This window comes from Delftia acidovorans NBRC 14950 (genome assembly GCF_001598795.1).
Lineage (GTDB): Bacteria > Pseudomonadota > Gammaproteobacteria > Burkholderiales > Burkholderiaceae_C > Comamonas > Comamonas acidovorans.
On the sequence record NZ_BCZP01000002.1, the window covers coordinates 389,878 to 405,237 of the forward strand.

The following is a 15,360-nucleotide window of genomic DNA, read 5'->3' on the forward strand; positions in this document are numbered from 1 at the left end:
GCACCGGAAATGAAAAAGCGACCTGCGAAGGTCGCTTTTTTCATGGCTGCAGAGGCGGGGCGGGTTCAGCCGGCCTGCTGCTGCTTGCGTTCTGCATTGCGCTCGGCCGCTGCGCGCCAGGAACGCACCTGGTCGTTGTCCGGCAGTGACTGGGGCTTGCCCTGGCCGTCGATGGCCACGTAGGTCAGCAGGGCTTCGGTTACCTTGACGAAGCGGCCCTGGTCCGCAAAGCGCTCGGCATAGACCTCGACATCGACCGTGACCGAGGTGCGGCCCACGCGTTGCACGCTGGAGTAGAACGACAGGATGTCGCCCACGCGCACGGGCTGCTTGAAGATGAACTCGTTCACGGCCACGGTGACCATGCGGCTCTGGCCCAGGCGCGAGGGCAGCACGGAACCTGCCAGGTCGACCTGCGCCATGACCCAGCCGCCGAAGATGTCGCCATTGGCGTTGACATCGGCGGGCATGGGAATGACCTTGAGAACCAGCTCCTTGTCTGCGGGCAAGGGATGGGGCGGGAGGTCTGGGCGGGGTGGCATGGGCACAATCGGGTCAATATAACAACCGAGAATTGTCTTTCATGCGACGCGAGAGCGCTCCCCATCCGGATTTACCCTTAGTCCCAACCCCGGCACCGTCGCGGGACTGGAACGCGCTGCGGCGCCTGCTGCCCTACCTGTGGCAATACAAGTGGCGCGTGCTGGCGGCGCTGGGCTTCATGATCGGGGCCAAGCTCGCCAATGTGGGCGTGCCGGTGCTGCTCAAGCACCTGGTCGATGCGCTGGATCTGAAGGCCGGCGACGCCCGCGCGGTGCTCGTCGTGCCCGTGGCCCTGCTGCTGGCCTACGGGCTGCTGCGCTTTTCCAGTTCGCTGTTCACCGAGCTGCGCGACCTGGTCTTTGCCAAGGCCACGCAGGGCGCCTCGCGGGCGATTGCGCTGTCCACCTTCGAGCACCTGCATGCGCTGAGCCTGCGCTTTCACCTGGAGCGCCAGACCGGCGGCATGACGCGCGACATCGAGCGCGGCGTGCGCAGCACCGAGTCGCTGATCTCGTATTCGCTCTACAGCATCCTGCCCACCTTCATCGAGATGGCGCTGGTGCTGGGGATCCTGGCGCTGCGCTTCGACATCTGGTTCGCGGTCATCACGCTGGCGGCGCTGGTGTTCTACATCACGTTCACCGTCACGGTGACCGAGTGGCGCACGCGCTTTCGGCGCGAGGCCAATGCCCAGGAGTCGGCGGCGCACACCAAGGCCATCGACTCGCTGCTGAACTACGAGACCGTCAAGTACTTCGGCAACGAGGGCTTCGAGGCGCGGCGCTATGACGAGAACCTGGAGGCGCTGCGCCGCGTGCGCCTCAAGAGCCAGACCACGCTGAGCATGCTCAACTGCGGGCAGCAGCTGATCATCGCCACGGCCCTGGTCGCCATCCTCTGGCGCGCCACGCAGGGTGTGGTGGACGGGCGGCTGTCGCTGGGCGACCTGGTCATGGTTAATGCCTTCATGATCCAGCTCTACATCCCGCTGGGCTTTCTGGGCGTGATCTACCGCGAGATCAAGCAGAGCCTGACCGACCTGGAGCGCATGTTCACCCTCATGGACAAGGAGCGCGAGGTGGCCGATGCGCCCGGCGCCCGGCCCCTGCCTGCCGACGGCGTGCCGCCCGAGCTGCGCTTCGAGCATGTGGACTTTGCCTATGACCCCGAGCGGCCCATCCTCAAGGACGTGAGCTTCACCATTCCGGCCGGCAAGACCGTGGCCGTGGTCGGCCCTTCGGGCTCGGGCAAGAGCACGCTGGCGCGGCTGATCTTCCGCTTCTACGACGTGCAGTCCGGCCATGTGCGCATCGCCGGGCACGACCTGCGCGAGCTGACCCAGGACAGCGTGCGCGGCGCCGTGGGCATCGTGCCGCAGGACACGGTGCTCTTCAACGACACGGTGGAATACAACATCGCCTACGGCCGCCCCGGCGCCAGCCGCGACCAGGTGGTGGCCGCCGCGCGCGCCGCGCGCATCCACGACTTCATCGAGGCCACGCCCCAGGGCTATGCCACGCGCGTGGGCGAGCGCGGCCTCAAGCTGTCGGGCGGCGAAAAGCAGCGGGTGGCGATTGCGCGCACTCTGCTCAAGGACCCCCCCATCCTGATCTTTGACGAAGCGACCTCGGCGCTGGACTCGGCCAACGAGCGCGCCATCCAGGCCGAGCTGCAAAGCGCCGCGCGCAACAAGACGGCGCTGGTGATTGCCCACCGCCTGTCCACCGTGGTCGATGCGCACGAGATCCTGGTCATGGACGCGGGCCGCATCGTCGAGCGCGGCACCCACGCCCAGCTGGTCGCGGCGGGCGGGCGCTATGCGGATATGTGGGCGCTGCAGCAAAGCGGGGAGCCCGCCGTGCTGTAGCGCGGGGCGGCCGGGCGACCGGGTGGCCGGGTGGCCGGGCGCCTGGACGGCTTCAGGGCTTGAGGTGCGTGACCAGGAATTGCTCCATGGCCTCGTAGAACTCGAACTTGTTCTCGTCGTTGTGAAAGCCGTGGCCCTCGTTGTCCTTGACCATGTACTGCACCTCGACGCCGCGCTCGCGCAGCGCCTTCACCACCTGGTCGCTCTCGTCCTTGTTCACGCGCGGATCGCGCGCGCCCTGGGCGATGAACAGCGGCGCCTTGATGCGGTCCACATGCAGGGCCGGCGAGGTGGCGGCCAGGCGCTCCCTGTCGCGCTCGGGATCGCCCACCATGGCGTGCATCTGGTCCAGCAGCGGCTTCCAGTAGGGTGGAATGGTCTTCATGAAGGTGAACAGGTTGGACACGCCCACATAGTCCACGGCCGCCGCATACAGGTCGGGCGTGAAGGCCACGCCGGCCAGCGTGGCATAGCCGCCATAGCTGCCGCCGTAGATGCCGATGCGCGCAGGGTCGGCAATGCCCTGGTCGATCAGCCAGTGCACGCCATCGGTGATGTCGTCCTGCATCTTCAGGCCCCATTGGCCGAATCCCGCTTCCCAGAACGCGCGGCCATAGCCTGTGGAGCCCCGGAAGTTCACCTGCAGCACGCAGAACCCCCGGTTGGCCAGGAACTGCACCTCGGGGTTGTAGCCCCAGCCGTCGCGGGCCCAGGGGCCGCCGTGTGGGTTGATGATGCAGGCCAGGTTCCTGGGCTCGCGGCCGGCCGGCAGGGTCAGGTAGCCGTGGATGGTCAGGCCGTCGCGGCTGGTGTAGCTGACGGGCTGCACGCGCGACATGGCGGACTCGGGGATGGCAGGGTTGATGTCGGCCAGCTTGGTCAGCGCATCGGCGGCCGCGTCGTAAATGTAGCGCGCGCCCGGCGTGCGGTCGTTGAAGGCGGCGACGATGAACTTGTCCTCGGCGCGGTTGGCGCCCTGGATGGCGAAGTCGTAGCCCGGCAACTGCGCAGCCAGCCGGCCGTACAGGGCTTCGGTCTCGGCATCGAAGAAGTGGTACTGCGGCTTGTCGGTCTGGTAGGCGGCCAGGGTCAGCACGCGGCGCTTGCGCGAATAGGCGGCTGCGCCCAGATCGACTTCCTCGGGCACGAAGATTTCTTCTTCCTCGTCGGGCCGGGCCGGGTCGATGACCACCAGGGCCAGCTTGTCGCGGCCCCGGTTGGACAGGGCGTAGAGCTTTTGGTCGTCGAAGGTGAAGAAGGCCGGGCTGACGCTGGTGCGGTAGTCGGTGGTGATCAGGGGCTGGAACTCGCCGGCCTCGTCGTCGCGGTAGAGCAGGGCGCTGTTCAGGCCGTCGCTGGCCACGGCGGCCCGCACGCGGCCCGCATGGTCGGTCTGCCAGCCGACGATGTTGCCGGGGTTCTGCGCCACCAGTTGCGCCGCGCCCGTATGCACGTTCACGCGGTACACGTCGAAGACCTCGGCATCGCGCTGGTTGTGGCTGATCAGCACATGGTCGGGGTCGTCTTCCAGGTCGTCCTCGATGCTGGCGCGCACGCCGTCCCAGGGCGTCAGGTCGGTGGCCTGGCCGCTGCGCGCGTTGACCGCCAGCACGTGGAAGTTCTCGTCGCCGCCGAAGTCCTTCTGGTAGAGCACCACATCCGAGCCCTTCCAGAAGAAGTTGCTGATGTCGCGCTCGGTCTCGGCCGTGATGCGGCGCGGCTCGCCCACAGGGGTGCTGCCCTCCAGTGCCTGCACATGGATGTTCATGCGTGCCGGATGGCCCTCCACGCTGACGGGCTGCATGAAGCCCAGCATGCTTCCGTCATCGGCCAGACGAAAGAAGCCGCGCTCCGGATTGCGGAAGAAGTCCTTGATCGGATAGGCCTGCGGAGCCTGCGCATCGGCGCTGGCATCCCGTGCCAGGTTGAGGATGTGGGCGGCCATGGCGGGGTGTCGTGAAAACGTCGGCAAGGGTGACCTCCTGGGTTGCAGCGGCAGGGGAAAAAGGGAGCCGGCCATGATGCCATGGCGCTGTATACAAACAGGCGGGTCACTGTCTTTGCCGGGATTGGTTGTATACATTTAATTGGTGTTTTCCCGTGTTTTTGCGGAAAAATGCACCATGAATCGCCTTGGATGTATACATTCACGCCATTCCATCCAGACAAAGCCCCATGAGCCCCCAGCTTGCCCCCGCCGCCTCCGAAGCGGAAAGCCACTCCCAGGTCATCAAGGCCCAGCTGCAACTGCGCGAGATGATTCTTGCGGGCGAACTGCCCGCAGGCGAGCGCATCGCCGAGCTGACCGTGGTGCAGCGCCTGGGCATCTCGCGCACGCCGGTGCGCGCCGCGCTGATGCGGCTGGAGCAGGAAGGCCTGCTCGAAGCCATGGCCGGCGGGCGCGGCTACCGCGTGCGGCTGTTCTCCGAGGCCGATGTGGCCGATGCCATCGAGCTGCGCGGCACGCTGGAAGGCCTGGCCGCGCGCTGGGCGGCCGAGCGCGGCGTGGCCGAGCCGCTGCTGGCGCAGGCCGGCCGCTGCCTGGATGCCATCGACCGTGTGCTGGAGACGGCCGACTGGGGCGATGAGGCCTTCTCGCGCTATGTGGCGCTGAACTCCGAATTCCACGACCTGCTGCACTCCATGGCCGGCAGCAGCGTCATGCAGCGCGAGCTGGAGCGCGTGGTGCGCATGCCCTTCGCCTCGCCCTCGGGCTTTGTGCTGGCGCGGGCCGAATCGCCGCGCGCGCGCCACAGCCTGATGGTGGCCCAGGACCAGCACCGCCAGGTGCTGGACGCCATTGCCGCGCGCGAGGGAGCCCGGGCCGAGGCGCTGATGAAAGAGCACTCGCGCATTGCGCGCCGCAACCTGCGCGAGGCCGTGAGCGAGCCCGGCAGCCACGCGGTTCCTGGCGTGCAGTTGATCCGAGCCTGATTCGAGTCTGATCCGCGCTTGATCTGCGCTTGATGTGTGCCGGCGGCCTAGGCCGCCCGTGCCCCAGCCACCGCAGCGCCAAGGACTGCGGACCCCACCCATAAAGGAGACCCCCATGAGCACATTCCCCAAGAACACCTGGTACGTGGCCGCCACGTCCGACGAGATCCAGGACAAGCCGCTGGGCCGTCGCATCTGCGGCGAGCGCATCGCGTTCTACCGCGCGCAGCACGGCGTTGCCGCCGTGGAGGATTTCTGCCCGCACCGCGGCGCGCCCCTGTCGCTGGGCTTTGTCTGCGAGGGCAAGCTGGTCTGCGGCTACCACGGGCTGGAGATGGGCTGCGACGGCAAGACCATTGCCATGCCGGGCCAGCGCGTGCGCGGCTTCCCGGAGATCCGCAGCTATCCCGTCGAGGAACGCCACGGCTTCATCTGGGTCTGGCCCGGCGACAAGGCGCTGGCCGATGCCGCCCTGATTCCGAAGCTGCCCTGGCACGACAACCCCGAATGGGCCTACGGCGGCGGCATGTTCCACATCCAGGCCGACTACCGGCTGATGATCGACAACCTCATGGACCTGACGCACGAGACCTATGTGCACGCCAGCTCCATCGGCCAGGCCGAGATCGACGAGACGCCCTGCAAGACCGAGACGCGCGGCGAGGGCGCCGATGTCGAGGTCGTCACCAGCCGCTTCATGAACGACATCCCCGCCCCCCCGTTCTGGAAGATGGCGCTGCGCAGCAACGGCCTGGCCGACGAGGTGCCTGTGGACCGCTGGCAGGTCTGCCGCTTCACCCCGCCCAGCCACGTGCTGATCGAGGTCGGCGTGGCCCATGCAGGCCACGGCGGCTACGACGCGCCCGACGAACACAAGGTCTACAGCATGGTGGTGGACTTCATCACGCCCGAGACCGAGGAGTCCATGTGGTACTTCTGGGGCATGGCGCGCCGCTTCAATCCGGGCGATGCCGAAGTCACCGACCGCATCCGCGAGGGCCAGCACAAGATCTTCAGCGAAGACCTGCAGATGCTGGAGCTGCAGCAGCGCAACCTCAGTGCCCACCCCGACCGCAAGCTGCTCAAGCTCAACATCGATGCGGGCGGCGTGCAGTCGCGCAAGGTCATCGACAAATGGATTGCGCAGGAGCAACAGGCGGCGGCGGTGGCCGCAGCAGCGGCCCAGCCTGCCGCCGCCGTGGCCTGAGGCTGCCGGCATGGCCAGGCCAGCAGGCGCGGGCGGCGCCGGGGATGGGGTAACCTCGGCGGGCTTCAACCCCAGGGCCGCAAGGCCTGCCGCCACCGATGGTCCACTCCGCCTCCGATCCGCTTTCCATCGACCTCTACGACCAGCCGGGCCATCTGATCCGGCGCGCGCAGCAGATCGCGGCGCAGCTGTTCCGCGACGTGCTGGGGCCGGACGTGACGCCCGTGCAGTACGCCATCCTGCGCATGCTGCAGGAAAAGCCGGGCATCGACCAGGTGACGCTGGCGCGGCTGGTGGCGCTGGACAACTCCACCACGGCCGACATCGCGGCGCGCCTGGAGGCCAAGGGCTGGGTGCTGCGCGAGATCCTGCCCCGGCGCCAGCGGCGCCTGACGCTCACGGCCGAGGGCGAGACCATGCTGGCCGGCTTCGTGCCCAATGTCCACGAACTGCACGAGCGCATGCTGGCCGCGCTCGAACCCCAAGAGCAGGCCGAGTTCAAGCGCCTGCTGCGCAAGTTCGTGCAGCTGCACGACGCACGCGACACCCTCGACGCTTCCTCATCCGACTGACGGCGGCCCGGCCGCCTCCGCGTCCGAGTCTGCGCGGCCCCGCCTGATCGGGGAAATCCCGGTATCTGGCGCAGATTTTCATTCAGTAAACTGAATCACATTCAGCATACGTAATGATGTGCTGAGAACACAAGAAAGCTTCTACAGAGCTTCAACCCAAGGAGACCCACGATGACTGCCTCTACCCCTGTCCCATGGCTGCAGCGGCCTTGCGCCGCTGCATCGTCCAACTGCCCGTTGCGGGAGCTGCGGCCATGAGCGCCGACCTGCGTGCAAGCGTCGACCAGCGGCCCATGACGCGCTTCCAGTGGTCGGTCATAGCCCTGTGCATGGTGCTCAACATGATCGACGGCTTCGACGTCCTGGTCATGGCCTTCACGGCCTCTGCCGTGTCGGCGCACTGGCAGCTCAGCGGAGCCCAGCTGGGCTTTCTGCTCAGTGCAGGCCTGTTCGGCATGGCGGGCGGATCGCTGCTGATCGCGCCCTGGGCCGACCGGCTGGGCCGCCGGCCGCTGATCCTGGCCTGCCTGGCCCTCTCGGGCGTGGGCATGCTGGGCTCGGCCTTCAGCCACAGCGCCATCCAGCTTGCCGCGCTGCGCGTGCTCACGGGCCTGGGCGTGGGCGGCATCCTGGCCTGCAGCAACGTGATCGCCAGCGAGTACGCCTCGCAGCGCTGGCGCAGCCTGGCCGTCACCCTGCAGTCCACGGGCTACGCGCTGGGCGCCAGCATTGGCGGCTCCATCGCGGTGTGGCTGCTGGGGCGTCATGACTGGCGTGCGGTCTTCCTGTTCGGCGGCTGCGTGACGCTGGGCGTGCTGATCCTGGCCTGGTGGCGACTGCCCGAATCCATGGATTTCCTGCTGGCGCGGCGCCCGGCCGGCGCGCTGCAGCGGCTCAACGCCCTGGTCGGCCGGCTGGGCCTGCCCACGCTGGTGGCGCTGCCGCCTGCCGCGCCCGCATCGGCGGGGCCGGTGCGGCAGGGCCCGCTGCAGCTGTTTGCGCCGGGCCTGCGCCGGCCCACGCTGCTGGTCTGGCTGTCGTTCTTCGCGGTGATGTTCGGCTTTTACTTCGTCATGAGCTGGACGCCCAAGCTGCTCGCCGCCTCGGGCCTCACGCCCGAGCAGGGCGTGACCGGCGGCGTGCTGCTGAGCCTGGGCGGCATCCTGGGCGCCACTTTGCTGGGCCTGCTGGCGGCGCGCTATCCCGTGCACCGCGCACTGGCCGGCTTCATGCTGGCCACGGCCGTGTTGCTGTGCTTCATCGTGAGCAATCCGGGCTCGCTGCTGCTGTCGTACGCGCTGGCCTTCCTGATCGGCGTCTTCGTCAACGGCTGCGTGGCGGGGCTCTATGCCATCGCGCCCATGGTCTATGGCGGCGAGGTGCGTGTGACCGGCGTGGGCTGGGGCATAGGCATAGGGCGCATCGGCGCCATCGTCTCGCCCATGGTCGCGGGCTCGCTGCTCGACGCCTCCTGGTCGGCCAGCCAGCTGTACGTGGGTTATGGCGCGGCCTTCGTGTTCGCGGCCTGCATCGTGTCGCTGCACCGGCTGCAAGGGCCCGAAGCCGGCAGGCCCGCAGCCACGGGCCGCACGCTGTCGGCGCATTGAGCGCGACTTGCAGACAAGAAGGAGAACCCCATGACCGAATGCACCACCATTGCACCCGCCTCCACGCCCGCCTTCCCGCTGGACCAGTGGTATGTCGCCGGCTTTGCCTGGGAGCTGCAGGACGCGCCACTGGCGCGCACCCTGCTGGGCCGGCCCGTCGTGCTGTTCCGCACGCCCGATGGCAGCGTGGCCGCACTGGAAGACCGCTGCTGCCACCGCGAGCTGCCGCTGTCCTGCGGCACGGTGGAGGCGCGCGGCCTGCGCTGCGGCTACCACGGCCTGCTGTTCGACCGCGCCGGGCAGTGCCTGGAGATTCCGGGGCAGCAGCGCATACCGCCCAAGGCCTGCGTCAAGTCCTTCGACCTGCGCGAGCGTGACCAGATCCTCTGGATCTGGATGGGCGCCACGCCCGATTCCGTGCCCGCGCAGGAGCCGCCCGCCTATCCCGTGCACGGCGATGCGCGCTACCGCTTCGGCGGCGATGTCTACCACTACGACGCGCCCTACCAGCTCATCCACGACAACCTGCTGGACCTCAGCCACCTGGGCTATGTGCACCTCAAGACCATCGGCGGCAATGCCGGCGTCCACATGAATGCCGAGCTCAAGGTCCGCCAGGAGGGCGACAGCGTCACCGTGCTGCGCTGGATGCCCGACTCCGACCCGCCGCCCACCTATGCGGCGGCCTGGCCGTTCGCGGGCCGCATCGACCGCTGGCAGGAGGTGGAGTTCCACCCCTCGCATGTGCGCATCTGGACCGGCGCCATGGACGCAGGCAGCGGGCAGCTGGACGACCCGCAGCGCGAAGGCTTTCACATGCGGGGCTTTCACGGCGTGACGCCGGAGACCGAGCATTCGGCCCACTACTTCTGGACCATTGCCACCAACCCGCATCCGGATATGCAGGACACCACGCGCCTGGTGATCGACCAGACGGCCGCCACCTTCGAGGAGGACAAGGTCGTCATCGAGGCCCAGTTCCGCAACCAGCAGCGCTTTGGCGCGCGCCCCGTCATCGACATCCACGTGGACGCCGGCCCCAACCGCGCGCGCCGCGTCATCCACCGGCTGCGCGAGGCCAGCGCCCAGGCGCTGGCGGCGGCCTGATTTTTCCGAACCCCTCCATTCCCACGTTTCCCCATGCAAGCCAACCCCATCCTTCAAGTGCGTGTCGCGCGCAAATGCGCCGAGGCGCAGGACATCTGCAGCCTTGAACTCGTGCCGCTGGACGGCGAAAGCCTGCCCGCCTTCACGGCCGGCTCGCACATCGACCTGCACCTGCCCGGCGGCCTGGTGCGCCAGTACTCGCTGTGCAACGACCCGCAGGACACCGGCCGCTATGTGGTCGGCGTGCTGCGCGAGGCCGCCTCGCGCGGCGGCTCGGCCGCCGTGCACGAACAGGTGCAGGAAGGCCAGCAGATCGCCATTGGCGCGCCGCGCAACCACTTCGCTCTGCATGCGGGCCAGCCCGCACGGCATCTGCTGCTGGCCGGCGGCATAGGCATCACGCCCGTGCTGGCCATGGCGCGCCAGCTGGCGCGCGAGGGTGCCGATTTCGAACTGCACTACTGCGCGCGTTCGCGCGAGCGCATGGCCTTCACGGCCCTGCTGCAGTCGGTGCCCTGGGCCGACCGCGTGCACCTGCATGTGGATGGCGAGGGCGCGCTCGACATGGCGCAACTGCTCGGCGCCCCGCAGGCGGGCCTGCACCTGTATGTCTGCGGCCCGCGCGGCTTCATGGACGCGGCCCTGGGCATGGCACGCACGTCGGGCTGGAGCGAGGACAGCCTGCACTACGAATTCTTCGCGGGCGAGGCCGTGCAGCGCGAGGGCGATGCCGGGTTCGAGATCGAGATCGCCAGCACCGGCCAGGTGGTGCGCGTGGCGCCGGAGCAGACCGTCGTCCAGGCGCTGGCCGGCATCGGCGTGGAGGTGCAGACCTCGTGCGAGCAGGGCGTGTGCGGCACCTGCCTCACGCGTGTGCTCTCGGGCGAGCCCGAGCACCGCGACATGTACCTGACCGAGGACGAACAGGCCGCCTGCGACCAGTTCCTGCCCTGCTGCTCGCGCGCCAAATCCGCCCGGCTGGTGCTGGACCTGTAGGGCGGCACCGCGCAGGGCCCCTGGCGGGTGGACAATGGGTTTTCCCTTGCCCACAGCCCGTTGAAGCCGCTGATTCCCTGCGGCAGCGGGCGCCGCTCTTTCGCCATGCAACCTGCCCTGCTTGTCCTGAACTTCAACGCCGAAGGCCATCTGCGCCAGATGGCCCAGGCCTTTCCCTCCTTCGACCTGCTCTACGCGCCCGACGCCAGCCAATGCGAGGCGGCTCTCGCCGAGCACGGCACGCGCATACAGGCCGTGCTGACCATCGGCTCCATCGGCCTGTCGGCCGCGCAGATGCAGCGCATGCCCGCCCTCAGGCTGGTCTGCGCGCTGGGCGCGGGCTACGAGAACATCGATGTCGCCCATGCGCAGGCCCACGGCATTGCCGTGGGCAACGGCGCAGGCACCAATGACGACTGCGTGGCCGACCACGCCATGGGCCTGCTGATCGCCTCCGTGCGCGGCCTGGTGCGCCTGGACCGCGCCACGCGCGACGGCGTCTGGCGCACTGCCATGCCGCTGCCGCCCAATGTCTCGCACAAGCGCCTGGGCATCCTGGGCATGGGCGCTATCGGCGCCAAGATCGCCCAGCGCGCGCTGGGCTTCGAGATGGAGATCGGATACCACAACCGCAGCCAGCGCAGCGAGCTGCCCCACCGCTACTTCGGCGACCTGCTTTCCCTGGCGCAATGGGCCGATGTGCTGCTGGTCGCCACGCCGGGCGGCCCGGGCACGCGCCACCTCATCAACACGCAGGTGCTGGATGCGCTGGGCCCGCAGGGCCATCTGGTCAATATCGCGCGCGGCAGCGTGGTCGATACCGTCGCCCTGGCCGCTGCCGTGCGCGAAGGCCGCCTTGCCGGCGCGGGCCTGGATGTCTACGAAAGCGAACCCGCGCCCCCGGCCGAACTGCTGGACCTGGACGCCGTGGTGCTCACGCCCCATGTGGGCGGCTGGTCGCCCGAAGCCGTGCAGGCCTCGGTGGACCGCTTCATCGCCAACATGCGCTGCCACCTGGAAGGCCGCCCGCTGGTCTCGCCGGTCACGGCCTGAAGCTGGATTCAGTCCCTTACCTCCCAAGGGCTGCGGCCAGGTGCAGCAGTCCCATGACCAGGCAGATGGCCGAGGACACATGCCAGAAGCGGTCGCTGTTGTCCGGAAAGCGTGGTTTCAGCCACGGATAGGCCACGGCCCGCGCCACCAGCACCAGGCCGGCCCCGGCCAGCACTGGGCGCATGAAGGGCAGGGGACCCAGCAGGCCCGCGCCTGCCAGCGCATACCCCGCCAGCAGCGACAGCACTACGCCGATGGCCGCCGACACCAGCGGCGGATACCAGTGCCCCGCCTCGGCCATGCGCGCCATGCGCTCGCCGGCACCCATGAGCCGCAGCCCACGTCCCCCCCAGACGATGCAGGCGAAGTGGGCCAGCGCGGTCGCCGTGTCGAACAGGGCGGCGGCCAGGGCCAGCAGTTGCACGCCCTTCACGGCAGGGCTTCCCACGCGCCGGTGTGCTGATGCTTCTTCATGGTGTATTCCTTGGGATTTGCTGCAATGGCCGGCCACTGTAGTGCTTAAACTCCGGGCAGAAAACTCGCCTTGTGCTCAGGTTTTGCCGCATGCCCTCCCATACCTCCGCTACCACTGAATCCCAGAGAAGAAGACAGCCCGTACAGGCCCGTGCGCAGCGCACGCTGCAGGCCATTGTTCAGGCAGCAGCTCAGATTCTGGTCAAGGAGGGCGAAGCCGCGCTCACCACCAACCGCATTGCCGAGCGCGCAGGCGTCTCCATCGGCACGCTCTACCAGTACTTCCCCGACAAGCAGGCCGTCTTCCGCGCCATGGTCGATGGCCAGCGCCGTGCGGCCGTCGCGGCCATCGAGACCTGGCTGGAGCAGGCGTCGGAGCAGGGCCTGCCCCGCGAGGCCGTGGCGCGCGGCGTGGTCGCCTGCATCGTCGAGGGCTTTGCGGGCCGCACGCCTGCGCGGCGCAAGCTGGCGCGCTTTGCCTGGCGGCAGGATGGTGACGAGCGCATTGCCCTGTCCATGCGCGAGACCGCCGAGCGCATGGCCGCCCACCTGCAGCGCTGGGGTGGCCCCTCGCTGTCCTATGCGCGCCTTTACGTGGCCACGCGGGCCGTGCTGGGCACGGTGCGCTTCGCCTCGCTGGAGGCCTCGCCGCTGATCGCCTCGGGCGCACTGGAGGAGCTGCTGTGCGAGATGGGGACAGACATGTTGCTGGGTGGCGCGACGGGTGCGGGAACCGCTGCCTCATCGTTGCCCCCTAGGCAGTAGGGGCTGTGCCTGTGCCATTTCGCTGGACCAGCTTCGCAGCAAGGCATGCCTTGATGGGCCGGCTGAAGTCCTGGTCGCCCTTGCGAAGCAAGATGGCGAAAAAAAGGCCCCGCAGAGCGGGGCCTTTTGCTTCTACCGGAGTGTGCGATCAACCGATAGCATTCTAACGAGTTCGCGCGGCAATGGCTTTCTCCGCCACATCCACCAGGTCGGCGCCGACCTGCTGCTTCCACTTGTCGTAGACGGGGCGGGTGGCCTTGACGAAGGCTTCGCGCTCGGCAGGCGTGAGCTGGGTCACGGTCACGCCGTTGGCGGCCAGGTCCTTGAGCAGCGGCTTGTCGGCCTCGATCATGCCCTTGCGCGCGATCACGACCTGCTCCTTGGCGGCGTCCACGGCGGCCTGGCGCACGATGTCCTGGTCTTCCTTGGTCCAGGTGGCCCAGATGTCCTTGTTGACCACGAAGATCAGCGGATCGTTGATGTAGCCCCACAGCGTCAGATGCTTCTGGCCCACGGACTGCAGCTTGGCGGCCATGTAGACCGAGACGGGGTTTTCCTGGCCGTCCACGGCGCCGCTGGCCATGGCGGGCTGGGCATCGGCCCAGCTCATCTGCGTGGGGTTGGCGCCCAGCGCGGTGAAGGTGTCCAGGAACAGCGGAGAGCCCACGACGCGGATCTTCAGGCCCTTGAGGTCGGCAGGGGTCTTGATGGCGTGCTTGGAGTTGCTGATCTCGCGGTAGCCGTTCTCGCCCCAGGCCAGCGGCACCACGCCGGCCTTTTCCAGGCGCTGGAACAGGCGCTTGCCGGGCTCGCCATGCGTGAGCGCGTCGGCAGCGGCGTAGTCGGGCATGAGGAAGGGCAGGGCGAACAGGTTCAGCTCCTTGATCTGGGGCGACCAGTTCAGCGTGGAGCCCACGGCCATGTCGATCACGCCCTGGCGCAGCGCGCTGAATTCGCGCGTCTGGTCGCCCTGGATCAGGGACACGCCCGGGTAGAGCTTGATGTTGATGCGGCCGTTGGTGCGCTCGCGCACCTTGTTGGCCCAGATCTCGCCGCCCTTGCCCCAGGGAAAGGCCGTGCCCAGCACCAGCGACATGCGGTACTCGCTCTTGTACTTGGCCGGAGTCTGCGCCACTGCGGGAGCGGACGAAAGGGCCAGGGCCGCAGCCGCGGCCAGGCCGCTGGCGAGGAAAGTGCGAAGTTTCATTGCGAAGGTCTCCTTGTTGAATTTTTGGGAAATCAGTAGCCCAGGCGTGCTGGGAGCCAGAGAGCCAGCTGCGGGAAGGCGATCACTGCGATCATCACCAGGAACATGGCCAGCAGCATGGGGCCGACCCAGCGCACGGTGGACTCCATGCGCACGCCCGCGATGCGGCAGGACACCATCAGGTTCACGGCCAGCGGCGGCGTGAACTGGCCCAGCGCCACCTTGAGCGTGAGGATGACGCCGAACCACACCGGGTCCCAGTTGTAGTGCTGCATGATCGGCAGCAGCAGCGGCACGAAGATCAGGAAGATGGAGATGCCGTCCAGGAACATGCCCACGGTGATCAGCAGCAGGATCAGCAGCGCCATCACGCCGTACTCGCCCAGGCCCGAGTCCACGATGGCCTTGGCCACCGGATCGATCACGCCCAGCGTGGACAGCGAGAACGCGAAGATGCCGGCCAGCGATACCACCAGCAGGATCACGGCCGACAGCTCGCCGGCCTCGCGCAGGATGGGGTAGAGGTCGCGCAGCGTGATGGTGCGGTGGATCACCATGCCCACGAACAGGCCGTAGAACACGGCCACCACGGCGGCCTCGGTGGGGGTGAACCAGCCGGCGCGCATGCCGCCCAGGATCAGCACCGGAGCGGCCAGGCCCCAGGAGGCCTCGCGCAGGCTGCGCCAGAACGGCGGGCGCGGCATGGACGATTCCAGCGCACCCATCTTGTGCTTGCGCGACATCCACACGGCAGGAATGATCAGCGCCACGCCGGCCAGGATGCCGGGGATCATTCCGGCCGCAAACAGCGCCGGCACCGAGGCGCCGGGCACCAGCACCGAGTAGATGATGAAGGCCACGGACGGCGGGATCAGGATGTCGGTGGCCGCAGCCGCGCCCACCACGCTGGCCGAGAAGCTGCCCGGATAGCCGGCGCGGCTCATGGCCGCGATCATCACGCCGCCCACGGCGGCGGCATTGGCCGGGCCCGAGCCCGAGATGCCGCCCAGGAACATGGCCACGGCAAT

The 15,360-nt window shown here is 68.3% G+C and carries 14 protein-coding genes; 9 read left to right on the forward strand and 5 right to left on the reverse strand.

Annotation, left to right across the window (positions count from 1 at the left end):
* Window positions 1–65: 65 nt before the first annotated feature.
* Window positions 66–542, reverse strand: a complete 477-nt coding sequence (locus DA1_RS04430; protein ID WP_012203278.1) for an acyl-CoA thioesterase — start codon at window positions 540–542, stop codon at window positions 66–68.
* Between the two features lie 41 nt (window positions 543–583).
* Between DA1_RS04430 and DA1_RS04435 the strand changes: the two genes are divergently transcribed.
* Entirely contained in the window at window positions 584–2,410 is a 1,827-nt protein-coding gene (locus DA1_RS04435) for an ABCB family ABC transporter ATP-binding protein/permease (RefSeq protein ID WP_034390331.1), read from the forward strand.
* A 52-nt stretch (window positions 2,411–2,462) separates the two neighbouring features.
* On the opposite strand, the gene DA1_RS04440 is transcribed toward DA1_RS04435, so the two are convergent.
* On the reverse strand, window positions 2,463–4,355 hold the full coding sequence (locus DA1_RS04440; RefSeq protein ID WP_155294170.1) for a S9 family peptidase: 1,893 nt from the start codon (window positions 4,353–4,355) through the stop codon (window positions 2,463–2,465).
* A gap of 230 nt (window positions 4,356–4,585) precedes the next feature.
* Between DA1_RS04440 and DA1_RS04445 the strand changes: the two genes are divergently transcribed.
* The 7 genes from DA1_RS04445 (at window position 4,586) to DA1_RS04475 (ending at window position 11,886) form a co-directional block, all read left to right on the forward strand.
* Window positions 4,586–5,344 carry a GntR family transcriptional regulator gene (locus DA1_RS04445; protein WP_012203281.1) on the forward strand — a complete coding sequence of 253 codons (759 nt, stop codon included), beginning with the start codon at window positions 4,586–4,588 and terminating at the stop codon, window positions 5,342–5,344.
* 115 nt (window positions 5,345–5,459) lie between these two features.
* Complete coding sequence (locus tag DA1_RS04450; RefSeq protein WP_013804187.1) at window positions 5,460–6,551, forward strand: Rieske 2Fe-2S domain-containing protein; 1,092 nt, start codon at window positions 5,460–5,462, stop codon at window positions 6,549–6,551.
* Between the two features lie 98 nt (window positions 6,552–6,649).
* On the forward strand, window positions 6,650–7,123 hold the full coding sequence (locus DA1_RS04455) for a MarR family winged helix-turn-helix transcriptional regulator (protein ID WP_012203283.1): 474 nt from the start codon (window positions 6,650–6,652) through the stop codon (window positions 7,121–7,123).
* 254 nt (window positions 7,124–7,377) lie between these two features.
* Entirely contained in the window at window positions 7,378–8,730 is a 1,353-nt protein-coding gene (locus DA1_RS04460) for an MFS transporter (RefSeq protein WP_034390336.1), read from the forward strand.
* A gap of 30 nt (window positions 8,731–8,760) precedes the next feature.
* The gene (locus DA1_RS04465; RefSeq protein ID WP_034390339.1) at window positions 8,761–9,837 is read left to right on the forward strand and encodes a Rieske 2Fe-2S domain-containing protein; all 1,077 of its coding nucleotides are present in this window, start codon (window positions 8,761–8,763) and stop codon (window positions 9,835–9,837) included.
* A gap of 33 nt (window positions 9,838–9,870) precedes the next feature.
* The gene (locus tag DA1_RS04470; protein WP_034390341.1) at window positions 9,871–10,833 is read left to right on the forward strand and encodes a PDR/VanB family oxidoreductase; all 963 of its coding nucleotides are present in this window, start codon (window positions 9,871–9,873) and stop codon (window positions 10,831–10,833) included.
* A 105-nt stretch (window positions 10,834–10,938) separates the two neighbouring features.
* Window positions 10,939–11,886 (forward strand): 2-hydroxyacid dehydrogenase, encoded by a 948-nt coding sequence (locus DA1_RS04475; RefSeq protein ID WP_034398153.1) that lies wholly within the window; start codon window positions 10,939–10,941, stop codon window positions 11,884–11,886.
* 16 nt (window positions 11,887–11,902) lie between these two features.
* On the opposite strand, the gene DA1_RS04480 is transcribed toward DA1_RS04475, so the two are convergent.
* On the reverse strand, window positions 11,903–12,334 hold the full coding sequence (locus DA1_RS04480; RefSeq protein ID WP_230357202.1) for a hypothetical protein: 432 nt from the start codon (window positions 12,332–12,334) through the stop codon (window positions 11,903–11,905).
* 116 nt (window positions 12,335–12,450) lie between these two features.
* On the opposite strand from DA1_RS04480, the gene DA1_RS04485 reads away from it, so the two are divergent.
* On the forward strand, window positions 12,451–13,125 hold the full coding sequence (locus tag DA1_RS04485; protein ID WP_034390346.1) for a TetR/AcrR family transcriptional regulator: 675 nt from the start codon (window positions 12,451–12,453) through the stop codon (window positions 13,123–13,125).
* Between the two features lie 163 nt (window positions 13,126–13,288).
* Here DA1_RS04485 and DA1_RS04490 read toward each other — a convergent pair whose 3' ends face one another.
* Both DA1_RS04490 and DA1_RS04495 read right to left on the reverse strand, forming a co-directional pair.
* Entirely contained in the window at window positions 13,289–14,332 is a 1,044-nt protein-coding gene (locus DA1_RS04490; RefSeq protein ID WP_034390349.1) for a DctP family TRAP transporter solute-binding subunit, read from the reverse strand.
* Window positions 14,333–14,364: 32 nt separating this feature from the next.
* On the reverse strand, window positions 14,365–15,360 hold a 996-nt coding region (locus DA1_RS04495; RefSeq protein ID WP_062794102.1), incomplete at its 5' end, for a TRAP transporter large permease.

Coding starts and splice junctions, on each gene's coding strand:
- DA1_RS04430 (WP_012203278.1), bottom strand. CDS start 542: ATGCCACCCCGCCCAGACCTCCCGCCCCATCCCTTGCCCGCAGACAAG.
- DA1_RS04435 (WP_034390331.1), top strand. CDS start 584: ATGCGACGCGAGAGCGCTCCCCATCCGGATTTACCCTTAGTCCCAACC.
- DA1_RS04440 (WP_155294170.1), bottom strand. CDS start 4,355: ATGGCCGCCCACATCCTCAACCTGGCACGGGATGCCAGCGCCGATGCG.
- DA1_RS04445 (WP_012203281.1), top strand. CDS start 4,586: ATGAGCCCCCAGCTTGCCCCCGCCGCCTCCGAAGCGGAAAGCCACTCC.
- DA1_RS04450 (WP_013804187.1), top strand. CDS start 5,460: ATGAGCACATTCCCCAAGAACACCTGGTACGTGGCCGCCACGTCCGAC.
- DA1_RS04455 (WP_012203283.1), top strand. CDS start 6,650: ATGGTCCACTCCGCCTCCGATCCGCTTTCCATCGACCTCTACGACCAG.
- DA1_RS04460 (WP_034390336.1), top strand. CDS start 7,378: ATGAGCGCCGACCTGCGTGCAAGCGTCGACCAGCGGCCCATGACGCGC.
- DA1_RS04465 (WP_034390339.1), top strand. CDS start 8,761: ATGACCGAATGCACCACCATTGCACCCGCCTCCACGCCCGCCTTCCCG.
- DA1_RS04470 (WP_034390341.1), top strand. CDS start 9,871: ATGCAAGCCAACCCCATCCTTCAAGTGCGTGTCGCGCGCAAATGCGCC.
- DA1_RS04475 (WP_034398153.1), top strand. CDS start 10,939: ATGCAACCTGCCCTGCTTGTCCTGAACTTCAACGCCGAAGGCCATCTG.
- DA1_RS04485 (WP_034390346.1), top strand. CDS start 12,451: ATGCCCTCCCATACCTCCGCTACCACTGAATCCCAGAGAAGAAGACAG.
- DA1_RS04490 (WP_034390349.1), bottom strand. CDS start 14,332: ATGAAACTTCGCACTTTCCTCGCCAGCGGCCTGGCCGCGGCTGCGGCC.